The following is a 24,937-nucleotide window of genomic DNA, read 5'->3' on the forward strand; positions in this document are numbered from 1 at the left end:
CAGAACCGGTATACAGGTAGAGCATGCGCACACATTATTGCACAGAGATAAACGAAGCGCTGGTTTCACAGGAAATCAGTATATGCGGCTGGGTGAACAGTTGCCGTCTGCTTGGCGATGTCATTTTCCTCGTAGTGCGCGATCGCTCTGGAATTTTGCAGGTGGTGTGTGAACCCGCACTTGAGGCCGTTTTTCGTGAAGCGCAGAAGCTGCGGCACGAATACGTGGTGCGTGTAACAGGCAGTGTGCGAGCGCGTCCTGAGGGAATGCGCAATACCTTGATGCAGACCGGCGGTGTTGAGGTTGTGGCGAGTGCCATTGAAATTCTTGCCGTCTCCCCGCCGCTGCCCTTCCTGCCGGATGAACACCAGACGGTCAGTGATGATATCCGCTACCGCTACCGTTACCTCGACCTGCGCCGTGAAACCATGCAGAAAAGCCTCATGCTGCGACACCGCCTGAGTCAGTCTATCCGAGAATTTCTTAATGCCCGGGGCTTTCTTGACATTGAAACACCGATGCTGACCAAAGCCACACCAGAGGGCGCACGTGATTATCTCGTGCCTTCGCGCGTTCATCCTGGTGAGTTTTATGCGCTGCCTCAGTCGCCCCAGCTTTTTAAACAACTGTTGATGGTTTCAGGCTTTGACCGCTATTACCAGATTGTGCGCTGTTTCCGTGACGAAGACCTGCGTGCCGACCGCCAGCCTGAGTTTACGCAGCTTGATATTGAAATGTCGTTTATCGATGAGTCGGTTATTCAGAAGCTTATTGAAGGTCTTTTGCAGCATGTGTTCGCAGCGGTGCTTGATGTTCAGCTGCCTTCAGAGCTGCCGCGCATGACCTATGCCGAGGCCATGCGCCGTTTCGGCAGTGACAAGCCCGACCTTCGCAACCCGCTTGAGCTGTTGGATGTTGCTGATATCGTTAAAGACTCAGATTTTGCTGTCTTCAAGACCGCCGCAGAAGATGCCGAAGGGCGGGTAGCTGCCATTCGTCTGCCGGGTGGTGCGTCCATGAGCCGTAAGGACCTGGATGCGCTGGTGACTTTTGTCGGCCAGTATGGCGCCAAAGGGCTCGCATCTATCAAAGTCAACGACAGGCACGCCGGTATGGAAGGGCTGCAATCGCCTGTTCTTAAGTTTTTATCGCCCGAATTGGTTGAGAGTTTGCTCGTTCGCACAGGAGCGGAAACAGGCGACATGCTCTTTTTTGGCGCCGGAAAAGCCTTTATGGTGAATGAGTCTATGGGCGCGCTGCGTACACGTCTTGCGCAGGATTTCAATTTGATTAAAGAAGGCTGGGAGCTACTTTGGGTGGTGGATTGGCCCATGTTTGAGAAAAACCCGGAAACGGGAGCGCTCTCGCCCGCACACCACCCTTTCACCTCTCCGCAGGACACGCATCCTGAGTCTCTGCGCGCGAACCCGGGCGAGAGCCTCGCCAAAGCCTATGACATTGTCATCAACGGGTATGAAATTGGAGGCGGCTCCATTCGCATTCATAATCAGGAACTGCAACAGGCGGTTTTTGATCTTATCGGTATTGATGAGCACTGTGCGCGTGAAAAGTTTGGCTTCTTGCTGGATGCGCTGCAGTATGGCTGTCCGCCTCACGGTGGAATCGCCCTGGGGCTTGATCGCCTCGCAATGCTGATGACTGGCTCTTCATCCATCAGAGATGTCATTGCGTTTCCAAAAACGCAGTCTGCATCCTGCCTTTTGACCAATGCGCCTTCTGTAATTGCAGAAGCGCAATTAGAAGAATTGGGGGTACGTCTTGCCAGAACGCGAAACGAGAGTTAATCATAACGGCAAAAGTGTAGCGGCACGACTGGCGGGCGTCTTTCTCTCGCTTGTTATTGTGGTGTCCGGTCTTTTGCCGTCTGCGATTGCTTTTGCCAGCGCGCGTAGTGGTTCTGGAGAGATGATTGAATACCTGACGCAGGAAAAGATGCGCCTTGGTATCGCCCTTAATGCCGCCGGTCTGTTTTCAGCGGCGAAAGATGCTGATGAACTTAAAAAACAGCAGGAAGAAAATGCAGCCCGACAGAGCGTTAACCTTGCCGGCATTAATACGCTTGAAGGCTTTTTGCAAAGCCAGACTGAACGCCTTTTAGAGCTCACGGCCCGCCTGAAAACACTGCAGCAGTCGGTTTCCCCGACACGCGGTGACGCGGCTGAAGCCAGAGAGCGCATCAACGCCCTTATCACTGAAAGTGAAATTGTCAAAAAAAGCATTGCGTTGATTCGCGAAGATTTGGAGATGTCGCAGCAGTATCAAGAGATTATTCGCGCCGAACGCCGCATGCTGGCTATTCAGGATGCGCGTTTTGCGCTGCATCGCGAGCTCGATGCACTGCGTGCTAAAGAGCGCGAGATTGAATCCGTTATTAACACCCGTCTTGCGGGCAACATCGCATTGCAGAATGCTGAAAAATCAGCGAATGGACCCGGAGTCGCGCGAGGTACCGAGACGCGCATTCTTCTGAATAACCAGATGATTCGACTCATGCAGGATGAGCTGTTGGAAATCAGCCTGCAGAAAAAGCTCGCAAAAGCCGATTTTCAGTTATTTAAAAATGCCGATTTGCGGACACTCGAAGCGGTTAACGACATTTACAGTTCCTCCATTACCCGACTGCAGGCACTTGAAGCGTCACTTAAGCAGCGCATCTCATTAATTGAGGGAATTATTCCCGGCATCTCGTCCCCGGCTCTTGCAAATGAAGCCCGCGCGGTTCTTACCAAAACACGCGCACGTCTTGAGGAAGTCGGAATTCAGCAGCAGACGCTTGGGGAAGATCTTGAAAACCGCCAGCAGCAGGTGAGTCAGCAACTCTCGGCGCGCAAAAGCCTTGGCGGGTACGGTTTTGAGCGCTGGCCAGACATTGCCAGTGAATTTGCGCGCATTCCGGCGCAGTTTTACGAGTATTTAAAATCGCTTTTTTTACGCGTGAGTGATAACTATCTCTGGCTTGATACATGGCCTGCGGCCATGCTCTGGCTGAGTCTACTGGTTTTTGGTGCCTCTTCTGCCGGGCTTTGGCATGTCTTGCGCCGTATGACTGGCGCCAAAACACGTCAGCGTCTTTCGGGTCATCTTTTTCAGGCGGTGCTGCTGCTTTTTAGCCGTAACCTTCCGTGGCTGGCCATTGCCGGTTCTTTTTGGCTCGTTTTCTGGCAATGCCATGTTCCGATGATTAACTATCAGGTACTGGTGAACCTCTTTGGTGTCTGGATAGTGTTTCGCGTGCTGATTCTTATCGCGCGAATGGTGTTGATGGAGCGGGTGAGTGACGCTTCTGGCCATGATGTTCGGCTCTATCACCGCCTTCGCTGGCTGCTGCTGGTTGGCGGTTGGATAACTGGTCTCGTGGTTTTCAGTCATCTATTACCGCTTGGCGATAAATTGCAGGAACTTTTTAACCGCTTCTTTATGGTGTTTTTGCTGGCGGTGTCGGTATTGCTCTGGAAAAGCCGCGAAGTGGTGTCCTGGCTTTTAATGCCTGTACGGCGCATGCGCAAGCGTTATTTCCGTAACGCCATTACTTTGCTGACCCTTCTGGCGCCACTTACGCTCTTTGTAACCGCCATGACGGGGTTGCTGGGATATGTGAACCTCGCATGGACCATGAGCCAGTATGAAGTGTATTTTTTACTGGTGCTTGTAACTTCAGTACTTTTGCGTGGTGTCCTTCTTGATGGCATGGAACTCTTGTCGGAATGGATGGTATCGTCTCTCCAAAATGGCTGGGTGTATATTGAGCTGGTGCTGAAACCGCTTGATAAGGTGCTTCGTCTCGCGCTCTTTGGGCTTTGTGTGTGGATGCTCTTTCGCATTATGGGCTGGAACGCAGATTCCGAAGTGACGGCGCAACTGCTCGCCATAGCCCGCTATCCTTTTGTTGATATTTCCGGTGTGAAAATCACCCTTTTCAGCACGCTGGAATTTATGGTGCTGCTCTCGGTCGTTGCGTGGGCGTCCAAGTGGACACGTGAATTTTCGTGGCGCTGGCTGTATCGCAACGCACGAGACGCCGGTATTCGCAACAGCCTTTCAGTGTTTACCCAGTATGCAGTGATTCTGATTGGCGGTTTTATTGCGGTGCGTGTTCTCGGCTTTGATTTTGCCGGGCTGTCCATGGTACTTGGGGGGCTGGCGGTCGGTATGGGATTTGGACTGCGTGATTTTGCGAGTAATGTGGTTGGCGGATTGATGCTGCTTATCGAGCGGCCAGTGCGCGAGGGCGACCTTGTGACCATTGGTACGCACGAAGGGCGCGTCGCACACATTGGCATTCGCTCCATGCGGGTGTCGTCCTGGGATAACATGGAAGTAGTGATACCCAATGCTGAAACCTTTAATAAACCTTTTACCAACTGGACCCACCAGGACAGTATTGTGCGCACAGTGGTGCCGGTGCGTGTCAGTCGTACCGATAATCCACGGATAGTCCAGCAGCTGCTTTTGGATGCCCTTGCCGATATTGAAGAAATTTTATCTGAACCACCGCCGCAGGCATTAATGACGCAGATTGATGATGCGCTCATTGGTTTTGAAGTGCGTTATTTTATCAACGTTGAAAAACACACGCGCTTTGAAGTGCGCTCAAAACTGTTGTTTTCGATTACCGAAAAATTCCGTGCGGCGAACATCCAGCCTCCCATACCGCCGATGCGCGTGGAGTTGAAAGATAATGAACACCTCTGGTTTCCAAAGGAGAACGCCGCCACAGAGTGAAGAGGAGCTGCTCGCGCGCGCTAATGCCATCACCGGCATGAGCTTCGCGCAGGTTGCCTCAATCCTCGGGATTCATTTGCCTGCTTCATCTGCCGCCGGCAAGGGCTGGCTGGGTGGTGCGCTTGAGCGTCTGCTTGGCAGCAGCGCCGGCTCGAAAGCAGAGCCTGACTTTGTGGAACTTGGCATTGAACTTAAAACCCTCCCGTTAAAGGCGTCTTACAAGCCTGCTGAATCAACATTTGTCACTACGCTGCACCTTTCGTCCCTTAACGAACAGACCTGGGAAACATCGAGCTGTTTTGCCAAACTTCGGCGCGTGCTGTGGTTTCCGGTGGAAGGTGAGCGCAGTATTCCCTTTTCTGAGCGGCGCATTGGCGCGCCCATTTTATGGAGTCCGAGTCCTGAGGAGGAAGGCATTCTTTCCCGTGACTGGCAGGAGCTCACGCTGATGGCCTCAACCGGGCGCCTTGAAGAAATTCATGCGGGCCTTGGCGAGTACCTGCAAATTCGCCCCAAAGCCGCTAACAATCAGGCGCTGGTGTTAGGTTATGACGCCACCGGACAATGCATCCGCACCCTGCCAAGGGGCTTTTATCTACGCCCCTCATTTACAGCGCGCATATTGCGTACTGCATAAGAGAGTATTTAATGGGCTTTGCAGGCCTGGCTGAGTGCCGCGAAGCCTGGAATCGGATATCCTTTCATGCATCCATCCCCGCGCTTATCAGCGCAGGCTACGGCGTCGTTGCTCATTAAAATGTCATTAAAAACAACATATTAGATGTGGGCTGGGCTGAGTGCCGCGAAGCCCGGCATCGGGTATCCTTTTATGTATCCATCCCCGCGCTTATCAGCGCAGGCTACGGCACCGTTGCTCATTGAAATGTCATTAAAAACAAAATATTAGATGTAGGCTGGGTTGAGCGCAGCGAAGCCTGGCATCAGATATTACCAAATACCCCAATCCCAATGGCGTGATCCATTGATTTAATCAATCTCATCATCCACCAACGGATGGCAGGACCCGGGGTGTCCATCCGGTGCGCAGACAGGCGTCTTGTGCGATACACAATACTCGCGGCTAACCTGTTCGCAGGGGTGGTGTGGTGAGCTTTGGAAAAGGGTGGCAAGACAGGTTGCCTGATTGGGAAAAATGAAGCGCTGAATGCACCCTGGCATTTCATCGAGCGGCTTGCAGGTTCTTTTGTCGAAATCAAAACAAAACGCACTTTCCCCATAATCCCTGTTGTATGGAATGCAGGCACACCACTGTGAAATGTCCTCATAACACCCATCTTCATCGGGCCCACACAATAAAAATTCATCAGAGGCGTTAATCGGGGTTGAAAGCGGCAGCAGTAAAGCGGCGATAATCAGCAGATGCGAGTATTGGCGGGGCATGGTGTCTTTCCTTGTGAATGTCCGTTTAGCCCTGTTGGGGCGCGGGCATTCTCACGCAAAGTGCGCCGTGCGTCAACACCCCAGTTCAAAAGACACTGCACCCTCAAAACGGTAGCGTTGTTTTCCATCAAGGCTGATGCGGGTGATTTCCGCCGTATCTTTGCTGGCAATGCACTGCCAGGTTTGTTGGTTTCTGATAAATTGACCGTTCTTTCTGCGAAAAACCTGCGATGTGAATGCGGCAATATTAATGGCGGGCTCTTCTGAGCGTGCCGAATAATAGCTGAAGACTTCAACACCAGCTTCGCGCATGGCGCTTCCCAGTGTCTGGCTGGTTGCGTAGGTATGGGGCGCTGAAATTACTTCGCGATGTTCGTGAAAGGGCGGTTCTGAAAGATGAATGCCACTTTCTGTTTCAAGGCGCGTTTGAAACGCAGTGAGAAGCGTTTCAACATAGCCAAGTTCAGCACTGGTTTGTGCCAGAAAGAGTCGGCGGTACCAGCTCACTTCGGCAAAAGCGGTTTTAAGCGCAAGTGAGCCATACCAGAGTGAGGGCTCAAATGCACTCCCAAACCGCGAGCCATAATCTAGAGGCGGGTAGCGAAAGGGCGTGTAAATAAGGTAGTCGGAGCTGGGCTCAATGGCGGGTTTTGAGGACTCAATCATGGCTTCAAGGAGGTCATGCTCTTCCATGCTGTCCACGAGAAATCGTGTTGTGGAAAGGTGCTGGGCTTCCACCACACGCCAGGGGTCTGCGCTCAAGGGGCGGATGTGCGCTTCTCCCTGAAGCTGCTGCCAGAGGTTCACAGTTTCCCCCGCAGAGCATCGAGGTAGCGCACCACCTCCACAAGCCCCGTCACAGTTTTTAAGGCATTAACCGGTGTGCAGCGCAGGTAATGGTTTTGCGCACGCAGCCAGCTTTGTGCTTTTTCATTGTGATTACCAACAAGCGCATTGAGGCTTCGATACACCCGCAGGAGCAGCAGGGCAATTTCACCTTCTTTAGAATCCGGGCTAATCCATTTTTTCCCCTGGTGCATGCGGGTGGTACTGGCCTCACTGACCCCAAGGATTTCCGAAAGCTCACGCGCACTCAGGTTATAATGGGTACACATGCGCAAAAGCGCCTGGGTTAATACCCGAGGCGCTTCTGGTTGATGGATTGCTGCAAGGTTCACAAGGCACCTCCCGCTCTTTTAAATGTAATTTTAGTTACCATTAATTACATTTGCAAGTGTGAGGGTCGTAATCCATAACGACCACGTGCCTCCAGCCTGTCATGCCCGCGCAGGCGGGCACCGATTTACTGGCTGGTTAAGTGTTAGTTTCGATGTTGCATTTGCTCATCGTCATCATGATCTTGATGCGTGCGCGGTGCAGTAAAATCCAGCAGCAAGGTGATATCCTTATAAAACGCTTGAGTCTTTTCAGAGCGACCATAAAACGGAATATACTGCTTCCACGATCCTGCTGCTTCCTGAGCCAGGCGGATGACTTCTGCAATATCATTGAGGTCTATTGTAATCTCATTTTTAGCCTTAAGCAGTGCTTCAATCCTTGCGACTGTACGAGGCTTTACCTTGCGGCCACTGAATTTATCATCAATTTCACCCAATATTCTATTTCGGGACTCTTCGGCATTAACCCCCAAATCCTTGAGTGTGTTTTCATAAACGCGCTGAGTAACATCATCGCGCGTGCATCCACGGTTAAATCGTGCTTCTACGCTAATCCCTGCGATTTTTTGCAGTTTTACAAGTGGGTTTACTTCATTATGCACAGCAGTCAACATGCGTGCCACATTAGCCGGTACTTTTTTGTTATCAACTAAAGCTGTTCCGCCGAAGAAACCTAATTTATAGGGAGAGTCATGTTCATATGGATCCTTTGGATTTTGGATTTTTTCAAGGTAGTTTTTAGCCCTGTCAGCAATACGAACCATGCTGACAGGTTGAGTTGTTAGTATGGCAGCAGATTGTGAAAAATTGCTACCTCGCCACTCAGCAAAATTACTGCCTGATAAGAGATCTGATCTTTGATCGAAATCTGATTTTTGACCGTCGCTACCAGGTGAATTTTGGTATGTCGTAGCAACAATAGCAGAATTAGTCCCGGATGAAGAAGAAGTGCTAAGATCACGCGGAGGCAGCTGTGGTTTGGAAGATTGCGGCTGCTGTCGACTGTCAACGACTGGATCTGAAGAGGAGTGTGTCTGCGAGCCCATGCTTATTTCTGCGTCATTATTAGTCAGAATGGGCGAAGACAAAAATAGTGCATTTTCATCATCATCGTCTAAATGATTTGATGAAAGCACTGGCTGAGTAACCGGGCTCGAATGTATGCTGGATGAAGACGAAGACGAAGACGAAGACGAAGACGAAGACGAAGACGAAGACGAAGACGAAGACGAAGGGGTAAGATTGGCCGCGTTTTGATTGCCTTCAATTTCAGCCACCAAATTATCATATTGATCCATCAAAATACTTAATTCACTGCTAAGATCACGATATTCTTCTTGCGGGGTAAAAAAAGCGGGTGGTAGTTGTGAAATATCGAGTGTCTTGGTAACTGCATCAAAATAACCATTGGAAATATCTATGCTGCTGTTAACATCGAAGGGTGTCTGTTGACTAATTTCCAGTGATTGATTTGCGTCAAAAATGCTCTTAAACCGCGTTAAAAACTTTTCCAGAGGACTGTCTGGACTTGTTTGAACAGTTTGAACTGTAGTCGTGCTTTCTGGCGTCATTGAATTAATTCTGCCTGCAAGCTCCTTAAACTTTAATGCAAGACTTTTTGCATCGCGATTGAGTGACTCACCCAATACCTTCACACATTCATTAATAAGCATAAGAATGCGAGGGATGCGCTGGTATGGTGGTGAAATTACATATGCCAACGAGAGTTGATTATTAAACTCACTTTTTAATTGCTCATTAATGTCCGCAATAATTTCTGTATGAGCTGGATTTGAAAGAATTCTGTTTAACCCCTGAGCATTAACGGTAAGCCACATACATGCTATGAATCTCAGAGCAACAGGGTTGTCTTGATCTTTGATATTTTCCTTCAGATCATAGATAGCAGTTAAAATTTCCTCAGTTGAGTCTAGCCTTGCGGTTTTTTCACTCCAGAAAGCTGTGCCATTAGCGATAATTTCAAATTTGTCACGCGCTTTTTGGAGAAACTCTTTATCAGGGCCATCGTTGATTTGTGCAATAATTTTTGTCAGTCCAGTTTGTGCCTGAAGCGCTTGCTGGGTCAAGCTATCCTCGGTGGTGGTAAGCTCCCTGAGGACGCGTTTCATTTGTGTGATTTGTTCATCTGTTAACGTTAAGCGTACATTCGATTCACTGGCAGACATGGATGTTTTCCTACAATTGGGTTGAGCTTAAATTTTACTCTAGTGAAACTTAAGAGACACTTAAGATAAAAGTATTTCTTTATGTTTATTCTGTGCGCCGGACATTATCATCGCATCAACGCCAGATAGATGAACCTTTAGTAGGTGTCTTTAAAAGATTGCCCAGTACACAGCATCTTTCCATAAAATCAACGCATCTGTGTACGGGACGAAAAATCGTTGTCTTCCCGGGGCTCATGCTGGAGTTAGCCCCGTGCCGGCACAGGGATGGGTTCCCGCCTGCGCGGGAATGACAGGATTCGGGTTGTGTGCAGAGGCCAAAATCTCCCCCACACTGTCTTCCCCGCGCAGGCGGGGACCCATTCGGGGTGTGGCACGGAGCCAACGCATGGAACGATTCAGCCTGGTCACGGTACAAAAATACATGTGAATCCCCCGGCGCGGAAAAAATGCCCCGTACACAGAACAAGAACAGAAAACATCCACTATTGCGTGATTCAACGGACTTTCTCACCCACGGTGCAAATGATTCGCCGATGCCTGTGCCGTAGGGAGGATGGTTACTTCAGCAATATTCACGTGCGCCGGACGGGTGGCCATCCATACGGCCGTTTCTGCGATATCGTCAGCACTGAGAGGCGTGAATTCGCTATAAAACGCACGGGCGCGTTCGGCATCGTTCCAGCGAACGGTGGAAAATTCCGTTTCTACCGCACCGGGTGCTATTTCGCTCACGCGAATCGGGGTGCCGAGCAGGTCGAGGCGCAGGGATTTGGTGATGGCGCGTACGGCGTGCTTGGTGGCCGCGTACACGTTACCGTGCGGGTAGCATTCCTGGCCGGCTATGGAGCCGACATTAATAATGTGGCCGCGTTTTTTTTCGAGCATCCCTGGAAGCAGGGCGCGGGTGACGTAGAGCAGGCCTTTGATGTTGGTGTCAATCATCGTTTCCCACTGAGTAATATCGCCCACCTGCAGCGGCTCTTTGCCAAGTGCCAGTCCCGCATTGTTAATGAGAAGGTCAATGCTTTGCCATTCAGGGGGAAGGTTTGTTACAACGCGCCGAACGGCTTCCCTGTCGCGCACATCGAGCTGCAGAACAAGTGTCTCGGTCTTGTGCAGTGTTTGCAGCGTTGCCGCCAGTGATTCAAGGCGCGAGAGCCGTCTTGCACAAAGAATGAGGCGTGCACCGATGGCGGCAAAGTGTCTTGCGCAGGCTTCACCAATACCGCTTGATGCACCGGTTAAAAAAACAGTTTTTCCAGAAAAAAGCATTTTAAAAAAATCCATAAAGAATGGCTGAAACTGCCAATAAACCAATAATAATCGTAAATGAATCAGAAAAACGCGAACGATACTTCTTAAGTGCTGGAATGCGGGTAAACGCATACATCGGCATTAAAAACAGCAGGAGCGCGATAATCGGGCCACCAAGGCTTTCAATCATTGAGAGAATGCCGGGGTTTAAAGTAGCTACGGCCCAGCAGCTCACAAGCATGAAGGCATCAATAGCGCATCTTCGCCTGAAAAGATTCGCGGGCTTTCTCGCAAGCGCCTGCTGCAGAATGCCCTCTATCCCCTCACGTGCACCAAGATAATGCCCAAAAAACGATTTGGCAATTGCAATAAAAGCGATACAGGGTGCCAGAACGCTGATAAAGGGGGTATCAAAATGATTGGCAAGGTAGGAAAGAATCGAGATATTCTGTGCTTTAGCCTCCAGAAGGTCGTTTGGTGAGAGGCTGAACACACAGCTGAAGACAAAAAACAGCACGGTTAGCACCATTAGCAGATGGCTTTTGCGAAGAATTCGACTGGCATTCGTGTCGGCTTGAAGCGCATCGGCGGTTTTCTGACTTTTTGCAAATGCTGAAATCACGGGCGAGTGGTTAAACGCAAAAACCATTACCGGCAGGGTGAGCCACAGGCTTGACCAGGTCGCCGTATCCGTGAGCGCGCGAGCTTCAGTAAAAACCGCACCATTCCACTCTGGAATCAGCCAGACAGCGAGCGCCAACAGTACGAGTATAAAGGGATAGACCAGCATGCGCATGACGCGAACGATAACATTCTCACCCATACGCACAACCGCCATTAACGCGCCGACCAGTAAGAGCGCCAGCAGCTCACGGGGCGGCGGGGTCATGTTGAGCTGATGCGCCATGAAACTGCTTGTGGTGTTGGTAATCGCGACACTGTACATGAGGAGTATGGGATAAATCGAGAGAAAATACAGCCAGGTCAAAAGGTTGCCGGCCATTGGCCCAAAATGTTCGCGGCTGACATCCGTGATGTCGCGGCTTGTATTACTGCCTGAGAGCACAAAGCGGCAGAGTGCACGGTGCGAAAAATGGGTCATTGGAAAAGCAAGAAGACTGACAAAAATCAGTGGCCAGAAACCACTTAAGCCCGCGTTAATAGGTAGAAAAAGCGTTCCGGCACCGATGGCAGTACCGAAGAGGCCGCATACCCATAAACTGTCAGCAGCGTCTGAAGGGGCGCGCGCGAGCGTTTTTGTCTGCTCACACAACTCGGCAGCATTTGAAATCATGCACACATCCTCCGGGCACGAGTCCAAAATAAAAGACTTTTTGGACGGTATCCATGCATCATATCGAATGGGTGTGTCCAAATCAAGGGATTTGTGTATAAATGTTGGTCAGGCGTTGGGGTGGGCTGCATGCTTGCAGTCAAAGCCAAATCGCCATAGAGTGTAAGTTTAGCAACTACCGAGGGACTCTTAACATGTACAAGAACGTATTGCGCGCCAGTGTTGCTGCTGCCTTTCTGTTTACACTCACACCCGCACATGCCGCAGACGCGCCTCAGCCTGCGACTGTGCAGCAGTTGATGCAGCTCCAGCAGCAGATGCAGGCGCTCTCCACCCAGCAACAGCAGCAGATTCAGAAACTGAACCAGCAGCTTCAGGCGCAGCTTAAACAGATACAGTCTGATTTGCAAAAGCAGATGCAGGGCATGAATGATTCCACTCAGGCACAGATGAAAAAGCTCAAAAGCGACCTGGAAGAAGAAATATGGCAGGTGCAGCAGACGGCTACCGATGCCATGCAGAAAGCGAAGTCGTGACGCATGGTGTACTGATGACACCCTCAAAATTGGTGCTATAATGGTCAATGGCGCAAAAACAAAGTCAGAGGGCAAATAAAATGAGCCTTTCTAAGCAAGAGTCTTCTAAACCCGGTGTGCCAGTTGTAGCTGGTTCATCAACGTCTGGCCGTGAACTTGAAGGATATAAGTTTGCAGAGGACTCCGTTATTAACCAGATGGCGTATCTATTTGGTGGCGATGACGGTGAAGAGCTTGCTAAAAACATCCGTGAGGAAGCCGAAAAGCGATTCCCTTTGCCCTTACAAATACCAGAACGTAAGCGTTATATCGAAGAAGAAGTTAAAAAACGCGCAGTTTCGGCAGATGAGAATTTTCGACAGGGGTTTATGAGTGTTTTTGAACACATGATGGCCAATAATCCTGACCCAGGCAAACCGTGGCGCGGAAAGCTGAATCAAGAAATGATTGCAATGATGCAGGGAATGGGTTTGAACATTGACCCTGATAATGTTCAAACGTTTTATGAGCCGGGCCCACCGAGAGTTTATGGTATTGCCTGGATTAACCGCCCGACAGAAAATCTGAAGAATGAAAATTCTGAGATAAACAAACTTGCAGATACCTATAAGAACAGTTTGGACCGTGAATCACAGAATACATCTTCTAAAGATTGGGTTGCACTTAAAGCAGACAAGCCTAAGATTTCGCGAGAAGATTTTAACAAAGAGGTGGAAAACACAATTAGTCAACTAATGAAACCTGCTGAAGCCTCCATGTCTCAAAGCTCGCATGAGAGCGTTGTGCCAAACCGCAATCCTCTTTAAGACCTGCCCGCCATTCCATGAGGAAGGCCGATGGCGCTGCTTTCAACCCAGGTTTGCATTAAAAGAATCGCAATAATGAGCAGCGCCCCGCCAGTAAACCAGCAGTAACTGGTGAGGCTTGGCGCTGGCAGCTCTTCGCGAAATACATTCAAAAGGACTGAGCCCGCAAGAAATGCCACCATAAACGCCGCAATGAGAACATTTACCGGGTCAAAAATGACCGTACAGAGCCAGCCTGAAAACAGTGCGGCAATCAATAAAAAACGGCCTGATTTACGAAAAGAACCCGGATAGAGGCGCGAGAATTTTCTATCCGTCAGCACGAAGTGCAGCGACATCGCGGCAGTGAAAATAATGGTGGCGGTAACGCTCGTTGCAGCGCGCAGCGACATTGTGTAGGTAATTAAAAAGTTATACAGCATAAACATGCCAAGGTGCAGCGCGTAGACCTGTTTCTCGCCTCCCGTGCGTTCACGACTTTTTAAAGCAAGGAGGTCAAAACCGTAATACACCATAAAACCACACAAAGAAATGATATAAATCATCAATTCCGCAAAGGGTGTCAGGCGGTTGCCGGCCAACAAAAACTCACCCACCGGTTTATTGTATTCCACAAGATTAGGAAGCATGTGCAAAAACACATACGCGACCGCGACACCACCGGCAAAAGAGCCATAGGCCACACCTGAACCCGGCAGGTTTTTCGAAAACCAGGGGCTTAAGGCATGAAATGCCATGAGAAAGAGGGTGGCAAGGAGTGCCACCAGCAGATGAGGCGCACTAATCCAGAGCAGTTCGTTCGACATTCCGTTTGTCCTGTTCGGTATCCTGCAAGCGCTTCGCGAGCGCTTTTGCGGCAGTTACCAGTGCCTTAGTGGTTTCTGGTTCCCATTGAGAATGGCCCGAAAGCGGGCTCATGCGTACAACAAGGCTTTGGTCGGTATTGACAGCTAAAAGCGCATCTTCAAGTTCATCGGCCATATAACCCGGGCAGACAATGTCATAAAGACCATGGACAATGTAAACAGGGATGTCTTTAATTTTTTCTATATCTTCAAGAATTTGATTGTGACGCAAAAAACAGCCATGCTCAAAGTAGGTGGCTTCCGTTAATCCCATGTTAACGCCATCCGGCGAATCCCCCCATTCAAGCTCTGAGGCATCTACTTCAAGGTAGGAATTACGTTTTTCCCAGCGTGCAATAGCGCTCGCTGCGGCCTTTTGGACAGCGGTATCGGGATGTTGCAGGAGTTTATATACGATGTGATATATTTTATCAGCAGCTGTCGAAAGGGGCAGGCCGCTTGCCGCAATCAATGCATCAAGCTCTTTTTTAAACGCCTGCCACTCACGTGCCTTCAGAAGTGCGGCAGGGCTGTTATCGCGTACAAACGCACTGATATCATCCTCACGCACCAGAAAAATGCCGCGCAAGAGTAGCCCTGAGACTCGCCCTGGATGCGCTTCAGCGTACAAAAGCGCCAGTGAAGAGCCCCATGAGCCCCCAAACACTACCCATTTATCAATGTTAAAGAGTGTTCGGATTTTTTCCATATCGGCAATCAAATCCTGCGTGGTGTTTTCACGCATTTCTCCATGTGGGGTGGATTTTCCGGCACCGCGCTGATCGGTCACGATAATATGGTATATTTTAGGGTCAAAAAAACGCGCAAAATCCGGGGTGGTACCGGCGCCTGGCCCGCCATGCAGGGTGATAACCGGAATACCGAGTGTGTTGCCATAGCTGGCCACGTAAATGCTGTGCAGCGTGCTGACTGTTAGCATTTGTTCACGGTTAGGAGACAGCTTGGGGTAGAGCGTGTTTAAATTGCGTCTATCTGGCATGATTGGCTCCTGAAGCTGGCGACAGCATCTAAAAGCCATTATCTTAACGCAATTATGCCGAATAGGAACAGGTTTGTTCGGGGCTGAAGCGCGCATGCAGCTCTTCAAACATTTGCGCCGTTGCTGTAGCAAATAAATGCCAGCCCGGATTTCGGTGGGCATTAATCAGCGCTTTATTTTCATGCTCCCAGTCGGTAATGGATTTCATTACATCGTCAATAGCGGGTTCATGCATTTCCGTGATGTTTTGATACAGGCTTTTAAGCCCGTTAAATTTATCGTGTGTCAGCGGATTATTTTCCTGAAGCATTATGATTTTATCCAGGCGGCGATAAAGGGCTTTCGCAATGGTGCGCTGCTCATCATTAAGATGAAAAGCATCGGGCGGTAGCGGCAGTACAAAAAAGCCGACCGGCATTATGAGACGCTCTTTGCTGAAGCGTGCGCTCAGTGGTGGAGAGCTGAAGAAAAAGCTCGAGACGCCATTGCCATGTTTCCCTTGACGCCCACGTGCCATGTCCACGAAGCGCAGGGCAGTATGGCGGCAGGTATTGGTGAGGGGGTTTAGAAAGTATTCAGGATTGTCTTCAGAGAGCTGAGCCTCTTCAGTGGGCGTAATGAGCGCTTTTCTGACCCCATTGACGTTGCCTGCTTCATCATATGCTGGTACCGTTGCCCAGAGCTTAAAGCGGTAATCTTCTCTCTCGTCAGGGTTAATATTTCTGAGCCGATGGTCGTTTAAACGCTGCATGGCTTTCAGGCGCTCGATAAAATCAAGATAGTTTTGCCAGGTAATGGCCCATGCTTTGTAACGCACCTGAATGTCTTCGGATAGCGTTACATACTCGTTCTGCACAACGGCATGCCAACCAATGGGATTCGAATATGCTCTGGGGAGTATGTTGCTCTTGCCGTAGGCGGCAATCAAGGTCACGTTGCCATCCACATGGCGCACGCCAAAACTGATAAAAGAATGCAGATTGTCCCCGAAATTTTTCCTGCCATCATAATTACAGAGGGCTACAAAAAATTCATCATGGGTTTCTGAGGGCATGCAGGAGACTCCTGATTGAAATTTTCGCACATAATAACACAGAGCGTTCAAAAATAAATCTCATTTCCAGCCTGTTGGTGCCGCGATATATGCAGAGTAACTGTGAGAATGAACTTAATCCTTCATGCTTGCCTGGCTTCGCGGCACTCAGCCAGGCCTGCAAAATTCATTTAAATCGGTCATAGATAGCAACCTGGGCTGCTAAGCCCAGGGATGATGTATACAGGACCATACAGGACCTGCCTCATGTCAGGGTTTACGAAATGGCAGGTAGTGCGGCTCCCAGAAAAGACCGTTGATGACTTCCATCAGGTCGCCTTCGGGCAGCGTTGCAGCAAGCCCCTGCTCAATGGCCTTTTGTGCGACTGCAAAGGCAATATGGCGCGCTACCTGCGGCGCATCATCGAGAGAGGGCAGCAATGGCAGGAAAGGTCCCTTGTGCGCCGGGGAAAAACTGCTCAGTGCTTCAGCCGCCACGAGTATCATCTCTTTGGTGAGGCGCATCGCATGCACGGCAAGAATCCCAAGCCCAATGCCCGGGAACACCAGCGCGTTATTGCACTGCGCAATGCGTATCAGGCGATTTTGGTATTCCACATCCTCAAAAGCGGTGCCGGTGGCAATGAGCGCCTGACCATTGCTCCAGGTCAGAATATCAGCCGGTTTTGCTTCGCATTTTTCATCTGGATTTGACAGCGGGAAAATGATGGGGCGCTCGCAATGAGCACTCATGGTTTCGATAATGTCCTGTGAAAATGCACCCGTCTGCGCTGAACAGCCGATGAGAATGGTGGGTTTTACCTGACGGATGGTATCGGTGAGTGTCGGGTACGGACGTCCCTGGAGCGCCCAGTCTTTGATGTCATCCGAGTGGCGTGCGTAGGGGCGCTGCGCATCAGTAAGTTCCGTGCTGGTGTCAACGAGCAGTCCCTGGCGGTCAATCAGCCAGAATCGCGCGTGCGCCTCCTCCTTACTCAAACCCTGGCGCACCAGCGCATCGACAATCTGGTCGCTGATGCCGGTTCCGGCAGAGCCTGCACCGAAAACAACTATACGGTGCTGTTCGAGTGGCATGCCGGTGATTTTGCATGCGGCAAGCAGGGCGGCAAGAGTAACTGCGCCAGTACCCTGGATATCATCGTTAAAAGTGCAGAGTGTGTCCTGATACTGGTCAAGAATGCGGCGGGCATTTCCGCGACCGAAGTCTTCCCAGTGAAGAAATGCGCGGGGAAAATGGCGGCGCACTGCATCGACAAAGGCTTTTACAAATGCGTCATAATCGGGTGTGCTGATGCGCGGATGACGGCAGCCAAGATACATGGGATCGTTCAAAAGCTCCTGGTTGTTGGTGCCGGCGTCCAGAAAAATCGGCAGGGTACGGGTCGGTTCGATACCACCGCAGAGGGTGTAAACCATCAGCTTTGCAACGGGTATATCCATCCCGCCAATGCCCTGGTCGCCAATCCCGAGCACCCCCTCGCCATCAGTAACCACAATCAAATCTATATCAGGATTAGTGCGGTTGGCAAAAATTTCATCCAGATGATTCTTATCCGTGTGCGCGATATAAAGTCCGCGCGGGCGGCGATATTCGTGGCTGAAGCGTTTGACGGCAGTACCCACGATTGGGGTATAAACCGTTGGGAGCATTTCCGCGAGGTTGCGGCTTAGCAGTTTGTAAAAAAGCACCTGATTGGTATCGTGAAGGTTGTTAAGGTAGATATTCTGCTGCAGACGTGTAGTGTAGCTTGAGTATTGCAGGTAAGCGCGCTTAACCTGTTCATCAAGACTTTCAACCCGGTGCGGCAGTTTTCCAAGCAACCCATAGCTCAGACGTTCGTCAACAGTAAACGCGGTTCCTTTGTTCAGTTGAGGAGTCGTCAAAAGTGGCTTGCCACTGACAGCCGTCTCCATAAAACGTTCACCGGTGACAGGGTCGCGGACGACCTTAAAATCGAGCATTTGTAAACTCCAGAATCAGTATTTTGCCAATTTTGGCCGAAGCCTGCAAAATGTCAACAACTGGTGGTTAAGTCAGTAATTTATGGTAGCATGAGGGTTTTGCTGAATGGGAAGCATTTGATGCATCGGATTGTGTGTTTGATAACGATGACGCTCCTGTTGTCTGCCTGCAAGGGGGATCGGGATAATCAGTATTACGCAGAGCATCCTGCGCAACTCCAGGCCGCTATTGAAGGGTGTCCAAATCATAGCCCCGCTGGTACATCCTGTGAGGCGCTTTTGCCGCTTGCGCGCAACATGCAGGAGCTGGTAATGGAGCTGCGCAGAAATCCGCAACAGTTTGGCCAGAGCATTCAGGCACTGCAAAATACCCTTTCAGAGCTTGCGAGCACATCGCCTGCACGTGAAGATACCGTGCGCAGCCTTAATACGCGCCTCGCGATTGTGGCCTGGCTGCTTTCCCCCGGGGGCCAATCATGAGAATACTGGTCAGTAACGATGACGGAGTGACAGCGCCTGGTATTCGCGCGCTGGCCTCAGAACTTGCCACTATCGCCGAGACAGTTGTGGTCGCGCCCGACAGAAATCGAAGCGGGGCAAGTAACTCGCTTACGCTCACGCGCCCCTTGCGGGTACGCCAGATGGATAATGGCTATTATAGCGTTGAGGGCACGCCGACCGATTGCGTCCACCTCGGCTTAACCGGTTTTCTCGACCCGGTTGCAGATATGGTGGTTTCAGGCATTAACGATGGCGCCAATCTTGGGGATGATATTCTTTACTCAGGAACTGTAGCGGCTGCCATGGAAGGCCGCTATCTGGGGCTTCCGGCCATCGCGTTTTCGATGGTGGGCGATAATATTCAGCATTACGATACAGCTGCGGCGATTGCCCGCCATCTTGTGATGAAACTGCACACACACCGATTGCCGTCCCAGACCATCCTGAATGTTAATGTGCCGGATTTGCCGCTCGACAAAATTGCCGGCATGCAGGTGACCCGCCTCGGTACACGTCACGGTGCAGAGCCTATTATCAAGGAATATGACCCGCGCGGGCGTCCCATTTACTGGGTGGGGCCACCCGGTTCTGAAGCAGATGCTGGCCCTGGTACGGATTTTTTTGCCATCAATCAGCGTTGCGTCTCGATTACACCGCTCCATCTTGACATGACGCATTATAAGCTTTTTGAACATTTATCCCATTGGCTTGACGGAATTAACCTGAGCGCATGAAAATTTTCGCATGGATGTATGATAAAACTCTCGACTGGTCACGCCACCGGCATGCACCCTGGTACCTCGCTGGCGTGTCGTTTGCGGAGTCGTCTTTTTTTCCCATTCCGCCGGATGTGATGCTCCTGACGATGGGAATGGCGGTACCGAGACAGTCCCTGCGCTATGCGTTTCTTGCAACCCTCTTTTCTGTCATGGGGGGGGTGTTTGGTTATCTCATCGGGCATTTTGCCATTGAATGGGTAGAGCCACTGATTAAAGCTTCCTGGATGCGTGATAAATATGAGTATGCCGCGCAGTGGTTTAGCAATAGCGGCGTATGGGTGGTCATTCTTGCCGCTTTCACCCCTTTGCCTTATAAGCTCTTTACGATTACCGCAGGTGCGCTGCACATGCCGCTTCTGCCGTTTATAGCAGGCTCCATCATTGGCCGGGGCGCGCGGTTTTTTCTGGTTTCGGGTCTGATGTATGTTGGAGGAGAGCGGTTGCACAATAATCTGCGCCACCGCATAGAGGTGATTGGCTGGGCAACACTGGCCCTTGCCGTCATTATTGCCGTGATTGCTCGATGGGTATGACAGAATGAATCTGCTTCGATATGTGGCACTGACAGGGTTTGCAGTCTTTGTGAGCGGGTGTGGGCAGCGCGGTGCGCCAGCGCCCGTTGAAGAGCTTTCCTGGCGTCCGTGGAGTGTTAATCAGACCACTCACACGGTACGGCGCGGCGAAACGCTTTACGCCATTGCGTTTCGTTATGAGAGGGATTATCACGCACTGGCGCGTCTTAATGGCTTGAGGCCGCCTTTTGCGCTGCATCCGGGACAGGTGCTGCGTTTGAACGTGCCACGTGTGGCACCGCGCGGTGTCTCGACAACTTATAGACCTGTCTCACGACCTTCTGTGCAAAGACGTCCTTCAACGCCAGCGCCTGCACGGCCCTCGAATGTTGCACGTCAGACTCCAGTGGCTCGCATGCCCGTGATGGGTGGAGGCAGCTGGATATGGCCGGCTCAGGGTCGCCTCGCTGCAACATTTGCGCCCGAAGCCGGCAGAAAAGGCATAGATATTGCTGGTAAAAAAGGTGACAGGATTGTTGCGGCGTCTTCCGGGATCGTTGCATATGCCGGAAGCGGGCTTGCAGGCTATGGCAACCTCGTTATTATCCGTCACAACAACCAGTTTTTAACGGCGTATGCCAATAATGCTCGAAATCTGGTCAAGGAAGGGCAGAGCATTAAAGCTGGACAGGTAATTGCCGAAATGGGTGTTATGGACAGGCGTTACTGGGGTGTACACTTTGAAATCCGGCGTTATGGTCAGCCGGTCAATCCGCTGGGGTATCTGCGCCGTTTGCCTGCCAGTGGATAAGAACTCCGGCCTAAAGCCGGGCATAATGGATGGGTAAATCATGCATGCAGACAAGGAATCAAAACGATCGGATGCGCCTTCTGCTGACGAAGTGGATGAAATGCCGGAAGACGATGTGCTTGACTGTACGGATGAAGCTGAATCCGATGAACCCATTATCTCGGAAGACCCGGTTGAGACTCCCGAGGAGGAGGAACATTTTGCCGCAGGTGCTGCCGACAGGCATTTCGCGCGATCGCTTGATGCGACGCAGATTTATCTTGGCGAGATAGGTTTCTCTCCTCTCTTGAGCGCGGAAGAAGAAGTCTATTTTGCGCGTCTCGCGTTAAAGGGTGATGAGGCTGCCAGAAAGCGCATGATTGAATCTAACCTTCGCCTTGTGGTTAAAATTTCACGCCGCTACCTCAATCGTGGTCTGCCACTTCTCGATCTTATCGAAGAAGGCAACCTGGGTCTTATGAAATCTGTGGAAAAGTTCGACCCGAACCGTGGCTTTCGTTTTTCCACCTATGCCACATGGTGGATTCGCCAGACCATCGAACGCGCCATCATGAATCAGACACGCACCATCCGCTTGCCGATTCATGTAGTTAAAGAGCTGAACGTGTACCTGCGTGCCGCACGCCAGCTGACGCAGAAGCTCGATCATGAACCTTCAGCTGAAGAAATTGCAGAGATGCTTGATAAGCCCATTGAGGACGTGCAAAAACTTCTCGGCCTTAACGACAAGGTGGCCTCAGTGGATACGCCGATTGGTTTTGATGAAAACAAATCGCTGCTTGATACTATTGCCGATGAAAATGCACTGAATCCTGCGGAACTACTGACAAATGAAGACTTGCGTGGGCATATCGAAATGCTCCTTGATCAGCTGACGGAAAATCAGCAGGAAGTCATTGCCCGACGCTTTGGGCTGCGCAATTTCGAGCGTGCCACACTGGAAGATGTCGGGCGCGAAATCGGTCTGACACGCGAGCGTGTGCGTCAAATTCAGGTTGAAGCTCTGCGCGCGCTTCGTGCACTGCTTGAGGGGGTAGGCTTGACGCAGGAAGATTTGTTTTAAAGTCTGGCAATGGGGAGCATCGTCACTCAGATCTACCCTCAGGCATCCATTCCCGGGCTTAGCAGCCCGGGCTACTTTATATGACTGATGTAAACGAATATTGTAGGCCTGGCTGAGCATCGCGAAGCCCGGCATCGGATATCGCCGCAGACCGGATGTTTTGTCAAGCATCCATTCCCGTGTTACAAGCCATTTAAAGCGTATTAAACCCCGCCGATACCACACGTGCAGTCACGCCGCGCTTTCTATCGAGCGCGCGTTCATAAATCACAAAGCGAACCACTTCTCTGTCGCCAAGGCGTACTTTTGCCACACTCATGAACCACGCGCTTTGAAGCGTAATCAGAGCCGTGGAAATGTTATTTTTTCTAAACAGGGGTTCAACGGTTTGTAATTTAGAAATACCGGTTTTGCCACGTTTTTGCAGCAATTCGTTGACAGCGTTTTCCTTAAAACCTAAAGCCTGGAGCATTTTTGCCGATGCGGTGTTGATATTGATGGGCAGCGATGTGCCCGCCAGTGCGCTGATTTCAGGCGATAGCGTACGTATGAGCGCTTGAGACACCCCGGAAACCAGCCGCAGTTCAGAAATACTGTGTAATGCCTGGTGCGCTGCCTGATAAGGCGGACTCAGGCTCAGATAATAGTTATCAAGGGCTGTCAGGCCGCGCTCGGGATCATAGAGGCTTTGCCAGTCAATAAGGGCGAGAGCCATAGTCTGGCGCGTATTGGCGGGAACGCCTGGCAGCTGAATCGTGAGCAGGCGCCAGAATATCGCGCGATACTTGTTATCTAACAAATTATTAAGGTTAAATCGAGCCTGTAAATCAATCAGCCTGCCCTCAATAGTAATGCCTGGACAAAGGCCGCTCAGGCGGGTTGGAAACTGTGCCACCACGCCATCAGAGCCTGCTACTGGAAAACGCTCTTTACGGTTTTCCAGCAAATCCATGGCCCAGAACAGAACGGCATCGGAGGCAACCATCAGCCGGTCGGTATCGATAATGAGGCTCGTGCGTACAATGTCACTCTGAAGCCGAACACTCATGCCGGTTGCCACAATCGCTACGAGGGTCATGATGAAGAGGGCTGATAGAAGAGCGCTGCCGCGCGCTTCAGATTTTGTCATAAAGCGTCTCCGGTATACTAAACAGCAGCTCAAGCTCTCCCCAGTCTGAAAGCGTCAGTTTGAGTTTAATCCCGAGTGGAAGGGTGCCGCCTGTATTGCCGTTACCGCCACCAAGATTGGCGCGCCATTCAGGGAGAAACTGGCGGCTTTTATCGAGATAGGAGAAAATACAGGCACTCAAGCCATCAATCAGAATCCGGTCTTCAAAAACCTCGCGCTTTGGAGTATCGAGAACGGGCCATGTCCGGCGTATGAGCCGGTCGTTCTCGCAAACGAGCGCCACACGCTGCAACGTAGAACGCAGTTCGGCAAATTCCGGATTGGGCAGTCCTTCACGGGTAAATTCCAGATAACGGTTTCGACCAATCAGTGCCGGAAACGTATGCATTTCATTGCCGCGAATGGTACGTTCGGCAATCTGCTGGATATCACGCCCGACAAGGGTTGAAGCCATTTGCAGCGTGAGGAGGCGATTGGCCTGTCGCTCCACGCGCTCTCGCGAACTAAACGCGTTAAAGAGGAGGGAGGATGTGATGGTTGCAAGAATCGCAAAAACCGTCAATGCGATTAAAATTTCTAGCAGAGTGAAGCCATTTTCATGCGATTTATTCATGAGTATGCCGAAAAGCGCACAGAGCATTCCCAAAAGGGCCTGCCACGTTCTGGCTGGTACGGATACTGAGCTGGCGCATGGTTTTGATATCCGTAGGTTTTTGTTGCACGCGCCAGTACCAGCGTTCACCAAGAAGGGTGGTCAATTCGGTAATTTCTTCCGTTGAAGTTGGGTTTACGAGTCCAAGCTGTATCATCTGTACACCCTGCATGGCGGTCAGGTGCGCGATGGTTCTGTCACGTATCTTGCGGGTTCCCGCGATATCCGTGCCTGTCGCCTTAATGAGGGCGGTAAAGGCAATGGCAATAATCACCAGAGCAAGCAGTACTTCAATCAGGGTAAATCCACGTGATTTCATGCGCCTCCCCTGATGGCATGCAGCAAAATGGTGCCGTTCGCCTTGCCTTCAACGCTTGCAATGGGGGGTTGTTCTGCCAGACCAAAGTTGATGAGAAAGGGCGTAATATTGCCGGTTGGCAAAAAAATAATACGCGGTTTTGACGGCTCGGCATTTAAGGCTTTTTGCACTGAAACAAGCGTGTTGCCGCTGAAAATATGCTCCCTGAAAAAGTTATTGCGAGGTCCTGGCTGCCAGCCTTTAACGGGGTCGAAAGTCAGCACCTGCCAGGCACGGTTATTGAGGCGCACACCGAGGGTGCGGGTTTCAAGAATGGCACGCTGTTCAACGAGACGAAGGGCATTGGCAAACTGCTCTGCCTGCATGACAACCCTGCGTGCCGCGCCAAAATCACCAAAAGAGAGTACAGCAAAGCCTAAGGTGATGCCAAGAATCAGCACCACCACAAGGATTTCAATGAGGGTAAAGCCTCGCTCAGGAGGACGCATCCCAGTTTCCGATATCCGCGTTTGTTCCCGTACCGCCTGGCTGACCATCGGCGCCAAGGGTGAAGATATCGACGTCACCGTGTTCGCCCGGATTCATATACAGATACTCATGTCCCCATGGGTCTTTGGGAAGGGATTTAAGGTATTGCTTCCAGTCGCGGGGCTCAGGATTTGTTGTGGGTTTTTCCACGAGCGCCTGAAGTCCCTGGTCGGTTGAGGGGTAAAAGCCATTATCAAGCTTGTAGAGGTCGAGTGCATTTTGAATCGCAAGCACATCCTGGCGTGCCTTGACCACGCGAGCCTCATCCGGTCGGCTGATAATTTTGGGCACCACAATGGAGGCGAGAATGCCAAGAATAACGACCACCACCATAATTTCTATTAACGAAAAACCGCTTTGTCGCTGCATGGATGTTTCTCC

25 protein-coding genes are annotated in these 24,937 nt (G+C 50.9%); 10 read left to right on the top strand and 15 right to left on the bottom strand.

Features of this window, described 5'->3' with window-relative positions:
• Window positions 1–23: 23 nt before the first annotated feature.
• From aspS to mutH, 3 genes are read left to right on the top strand one after another with little or no spacing between them, the layout of a single operon-like run.
• Complete coding sequence (aspS, locus tag E4T54_RS00170; RefSeq protein WP_028387167.1) at window positions 24–1,805, top strand: aspartate--tRNA ligase; 1,782 nt, start codon at window positions 24–26, stop codon at window positions 1,803–1,805.
• The gene (locus E4T54_RS00175; protein ID WP_051551028.1) at window positions 1,780–4,743 is read left to right on the top strand and encodes a mechanosensitive ion channel domain-containing protein; all 2,964 of its coding nucleotides are present in this window, start codon (window positions 1,780–1,782) and stop codon (window positions 4,741–4,743) included. Before aspS ends, E4T54_RS00175 begins: the two co-directional genes overlap by 26 nt.
• Window positions 4,700–5,380, top strand: a complete 681-nt coding sequence (mutH, locus tag E4T54_RS00180) for a DNA mismatch repair endonuclease MutH (protein ID WP_028387168.1) — start codon at window positions 4,700–4,702, stop codon at window positions 5,378–5,380. Before E4T54_RS00175 ends, mutH begins: the two co-directional genes overlap by 44 nt.
• Window positions 5,381–5,730: 350 nt before the next feature.
• Here mutH and E4T54_RS00185 read toward each other — a convergent pair whose 3' ends face one another.
• The 6 genes from E4T54_RS00185 to E4T54_RS00205 all read right to left on the bottom strand — a co-directional run bounded on the left by E4T54_RS00185 (window position 5,731) and on the right by E4T54_RS00205 (window position 12,059).
• Window positions 5,731–6,144, bottom strand: a complete 414-nt coding sequence (locus tag E4T54_RS00185) for a hypothetical protein (protein WP_051551029.1) — start codon at window positions 6,142–6,144, stop codon at window positions 5,731–5,733.
• 72 nt (window positions 6,145–6,216) lie between these two features.
• A complete protein-coding gene (locus E4T54_RS00190; RefSeq protein WP_028387170.1) occupies window positions 6,217–6,951 on the bottom strand; it encodes an RES family NAD+ phosphorylase in 735 nt (244 codons plus the stop codon).
• Window positions 6,948–7,322 (bottom strand): antitoxin Xre/MbcA/ParS toxin-binding domain-containing protein, encoded by a 375-nt coding sequence (locus E4T54_RS00195; RefSeq protein WP_035903641.1) that lies wholly within the window; start codon window positions 7,320–7,322, stop codon window positions 6,948–6,950. Before E4T54_RS00195 ends, E4T54_RS00190 begins: the two co-directional genes overlap by 4 nt.
• 143 nt (window positions 7,323–7,465) lie before the next feature.
• Complete coding sequence (locus E4T54_RS11960) at window positions 7,466–9,508, bottom strand: hypothetical protein (RefSeq protein ID WP_028387172.1); 2,043 nt, start codon at window positions 9,506–9,508, stop codon at window positions 7,466–7,468.
• 510 nt (window positions 9,509–10,018) lie between these two features.
• Window positions 10,019–10,798, bottom strand: a complete 780-nt coding sequence (locus tag E4T54_RS00200; protein WP_028387173.1) for an SDR family NAD(P)-dependent oxidoreductase — start codon at window positions 10,796–10,798, stop codon at window positions 10,019–10,021.
• A complete protein-coding gene (locus tag E4T54_RS00205; RefSeq protein WP_028387174.1) occupies window positions 10,785–12,059 on the bottom strand; it encodes an SLC5/6 family protein in 1,275 nt (424 codons plus the stop codon). The genes E4T54_RS00200 and E4T54_RS00205 overlap by 14 nt, the downstream gene beginning before the upstream one ends.
• Before the next feature lie 194 nt (window positions 12,060–12,253).
• Between E4T54_RS00205 and E4T54_RS00210 the strand changes: the two genes are divergently transcribed.
• Window positions 12,254–12,595 (top strand): hypothetical protein, encoded by a 342-nt coding sequence (locus tag E4T54_RS00210; RefSeq protein ID WP_028387175.1) that lies wholly within the window; start codon window positions 12,254–12,256, stop codon window positions 12,593–12,595.
• A gap of 80 nt (window positions 12,596–12,675) precedes the next feature.
• The gene (locus E4T54_RS00215; protein WP_058386999.1) at window positions 12,676–13,401 is read left to right on the top strand and encodes a hypothetical protein; all 726 of its coding nucleotides are present in this window, start codon (window positions 12,676–12,678) and stop codon (window positions 13,399–13,401) included.
• Here the strand turns inward: E4T54_RS00215 and E4T54_RS00220 are convergent.
• From E4T54_RS00220 to E4T54_RS00235, 4 genes are all read right to left on the bottom strand, one after another.
• Window positions 13,398–14,207, bottom strand: coding sequence for a hypothetical protein (locus E4T54_RS00220; RefSeq protein WP_028387177.1), 810 nt, complete (start codon window positions 14,205–14,207; stop codon window positions 13,398–13,400). The two genes, E4T54_RS00215 and E4T54_RS00220, sit on opposite strands and share 4 nt — an antisense overlap.
• Entirely contained in the window at window positions 14,182–15,246 is a 1,065-nt protein-coding gene (gene pip / locus E4T54_RS00225; protein ID WP_051551030.1) for a prolyl aminopeptidase, read from the bottom strand. Before pip ends, E4T54_RS00220 begins: the two co-directional genes overlap by 26 nt.
• A gap of 52 nt (window positions 15,247–15,298) precedes the next feature.
• Window positions 15,299–16,300 (bottom strand): hypothetical protein, encoded by a 1,002-nt coding sequence (locus tag E4T54_RS00230; RefSeq protein ID WP_028387178.1) that lies wholly within the window; start codon window positions 16,298–16,300, stop codon window positions 15,299–15,301.
• 249 nt (window positions 16,301–16,549) lie between these two features.
• The gene (locus E4T54_RS00235; RefSeq protein ID WP_028387179.1) at window positions 16,550–18,262 is read right to left on the bottom strand and encodes an NAD-dependent malic enzyme; all 1,713 of its coding nucleotides are present in this window, start codon (window positions 18,260–18,262) and stop codon (window positions 16,550–16,552) included.
• 120 nt (window positions 18,263–18,382) lie between these two features.
• Between E4T54_RS00235 and E4T54_RS00240 the strand changes: the two genes are divergently transcribed.
• Genes E4T54_RS00240 through rpoS form a run of 5 tightly spaced genes read left to right on the top strand, consistent with a single transcriptional unit; the run spans window position 18,383 to window position 21,928 of the window.
• Complete coding sequence (locus E4T54_RS00240; RefSeq protein WP_058386998.1) at window positions 18,383–18,742, top strand: hypothetical protein; 360 nt, start codon at window positions 18,383–18,385, stop codon at window positions 18,740–18,742.
• Window positions 18,739–19,497, top strand: coding sequence for a 5'/3'-nucleotidase SurE (gene surE / locus E4T54_RS00245; protein ID WP_028387180.1), 759 nt, complete (start codon window positions 18,739–18,741; stop codon window positions 19,495–19,497). Before E4T54_RS00240 ends, surE begins: the two co-directional genes overlap by 4 nt.
• Complete coding sequence (locus E4T54_RS00250; protein ID WP_028387181.1) at window positions 19,494–20,075, top strand: YqaA family protein; 582 nt, start codon at window positions 19,494–19,496, stop codon at window positions 20,073–20,075. Before surE ends, E4T54_RS00250 begins: the two co-directional genes overlap by 4 nt.
• 4 nt (window positions 20,076–20,079) lie before the next feature.
• Entirely contained in the window at window positions 20,080–20,865 is a 786-nt protein-coding gene (locus E4T54_RS00255; RefSeq protein WP_035903653.1) for a peptidoglycan DD-metalloendopeptidase family protein, read from the top strand.
• A gap of 40 nt (window positions 20,866–20,905) precedes the next feature.
• A complete protein-coding gene (gene rpoS / locus E4T54_RS00260) occupies window positions 20,906–21,928 on the top strand; it encodes an RNA polymerase sigma factor RpoS (protein ID WP_028387183.1) in 1,023 nt (340 codons plus the stop codon).
• Between the two features lie 193 nt (window positions 21,929–22,121).
• Here rpoS and gspK read toward each other — a convergent pair whose 3' ends face one another.
• From gspK to lspG, 5 genes are read right to left on the bottom strand one after another with little or no spacing between them, the layout of a single operon-like run.
• Window positions 22,122–23,057 (bottom strand): type II secretion system minor pseudopilin GspK, encoded by a 936-nt coding sequence (gspK, locus tag E4T54_RS00265; protein WP_028387184.1) that lies wholly within the window; start codon window positions 23,055–23,057, stop codon window positions 22,122–22,124.
• Entirely contained in the window at window positions 23,044–23,670 is a 627-nt protein-coding gene (gene lspJ, locus E4T54_RS00270) for a GspJ family T2SS minor pseudopilin variant LspJ (protein ID WP_035903695.1), read from the bottom strand. Before lspJ ends, gspK begins: the two co-directional genes overlap by 14 nt.
• Window positions 23,663–24,028, bottom strand: coding sequence for a type II secretion system minor pseudopilin GspI (gene gspI / locus E4T54_RS00275; protein ID WP_028387186.1), 366 nt, complete (start codon window positions 24,026–24,028; stop codon window positions 23,663–23,665). Before gspI ends, lspJ begins: the two co-directional genes overlap by 8 nt.
• A complete protein-coding gene (gspH, locus tag E4T54_RS00280) occupies window positions 24,025–24,516 on the bottom strand; it encodes a type II secretion system minor pseudopilin GspH (protein ID WP_028387187.1) in 492 nt (163 codons plus the stop codon). Before gspH ends, gspI begins: the two co-directional genes overlap by 4 nt.
• On the bottom strand, window positions 24,503–24,925 hold the full coding sequence (gene lspG, locus E4T54_RS00285; RefSeq protein ID WP_028387188.1) for a GspG family T2SS major pseudopilin variant LspG: 423 nt from the start codon (window positions 24,923–24,925) through the stop codon (window positions 24,503–24,505). The genes gspH and lspG overlap by 14 nt, the downstream gene beginning before the upstream one ends.
• Window positions 24,926–24,937 lie beyond the last annotated feature (12 nt).

The sequence above is a fragment of the Legionella geestiana genome (assembly GCF_004571195.1).
In the GTDB taxonomy this organism is placed as follows: Bacteria; Pseudomonadota; Gammaproteobacteria; order Legionellales; family Legionellaceae; genus Legionella_B; species Legionella_B geestiana.

Excerpts from the sequence above, each read along its gene's own strand:
- pip (WP_051551030.1), bottom strand. The coding sequence starts at position 15,246 with ATGCCAGATAGACGCAATTTAAACACGCTCTACCCCAAGCTGTCTCCT.
- E4T54_RS11960 (WP_028387172.1), bottom strand. The coding sequence starts at position 9,508 with ATGTCTGCCAGTGAATCGAATGTACGCTTAACGTTAACAGATGAACAA.
- E4T54_RS00240 (WP_058386998.1), top strand. The coding sequence starts at position 18,383 with ATGCATCGGATTGTGTGTTTGATAACGATGACGCTCCTGTTGTCTGCC.
- E4T54_RS00230 (WP_028387178.1), bottom strand. The coding sequence starts at position 16,300 with ATGCCCTCAGAAACCCATGATGAATTTTTTGTAGCCCTCTGTAATTAT.
- E4T54_RS00200 (WP_028387173.1), bottom strand. The coding sequence starts at position 10,798 with ATGGATTTTTTTAAAATGCTTTTTTCTGGAAAAACTGTTTTTTTAACC.
- rpoS (WP_028387183.1), top strand. The coding sequence starts at position 20,906 with ATGCATGCAGACAAGGAATCAAAACGATCGGATGCGCCTTCTGCTGAC.
- E4T54_RS00220 (WP_028387177.1), bottom strand. The coding sequence starts at position 14,207 with ATGTCGAACGAACTGCTCTGGATTAGTGCGCCTCATCTGCTGGTGGCA.
- lspJ (WP_035903695.1), bottom strand. The coding sequence starts at position 23,670 with ATGAATAAATCGCATGAAAATGGCTTCACTCTGCTAGAAATTTTAATC.
- lspG (WP_028387188.1), bottom strand. The coding sequence starts at position 24,925 with ATGCAGCGACAAAGCGGTTTTTCGTTAATAGAAATTATGGTGGTGGTC.
- E4T54_RS00205 (WP_028387174.1), bottom strand. The coding sequence starts at position 12,059 with ATGATTTCAAATGCTGCCGAGTTGTGTGAGCAGACAAAAACGCTCGCG.
- gspK (WP_028387184.1), bottom strand. The coding sequence starts at position 23,057 with ATGACAAAATCTGAAGCGCGCGGCAGCGCTCTTCTATCAGCCCTCTTC.
- E4T54_RS00250 (WP_028387181.1), top strand. The coding sequence starts at position 19,494 with ATGAAAATTTTCGCATGGATGTATGATAAAACTCTCGACTGGTCACGC.
- gspH (WP_028387187.1), bottom strand. The coding sequence starts at position 24,516 with ATGCGTCCTCCTGAGCGAGGCTTTACCCTCATTGAAATCCTTGTGGTG.
- E4T54_RS00255 (WP_035903653.1), top strand. The coding sequence starts at position 20,080 with ATGAATCTGCTTCGATATGTGGCACTGACAGGGTTTGCAGTCTTTGTG.
- aspS (WP_028387167.1), top strand. The coding sequence starts at position 24 with ATGCGCACACATTATTGCACAGAGATAAACGAAGCGCTGGTTTCACAG.
- E4T54_RS00235 (WP_028387179.1), bottom strand. The coding sequence starts at position 18,262 with ATGCTCGATTTTAAGGTCGTCCGCGACCCTGTCACCGGTGAACGTTTT.
- E4T54_RS00210 (WP_028387175.1), top strand. The coding sequence starts at position 12,254 with ATGTACAAGAACGTATTGCGCGCCAGTGTTGCTGCTGCCTTTCTGTTT.
- gspI (WP_028387186.1), bottom strand. The coding sequence starts at position 24,028 with ATGAAATCACGTGGATTTACCCTGATTGAAGTACTGCTTGCTCTGGTG.
- E4T54_RS00185 (WP_051551029.1), bottom strand. The coding sequence starts at position 6,144 with ATGCCCCGCCAATACTCGCATCTGCTGATTATCGCCGCTTTACTGCTG.
- E4T54_RS00215 (WP_058386999.1), top strand. The coding sequence starts at position 12,676 with ATGAGCCTTTCTAAGCAAGAGTCTTCTAAACCCGGTGTGCCAGTTGTA.
- mutH (WP_028387168.1), top strand. The coding sequence starts at position 4,700 with ATGAACACCTCTGGTTTCCAAAGGAGAACGCCGCCACAGAGTGAAGAG.
- surE (WP_028387180.1), top strand. The coding sequence starts at position 18,739 with ATGAGAATACTGGTCAGTAACGATGACGGAGTGACAGCGCCTGGTATT.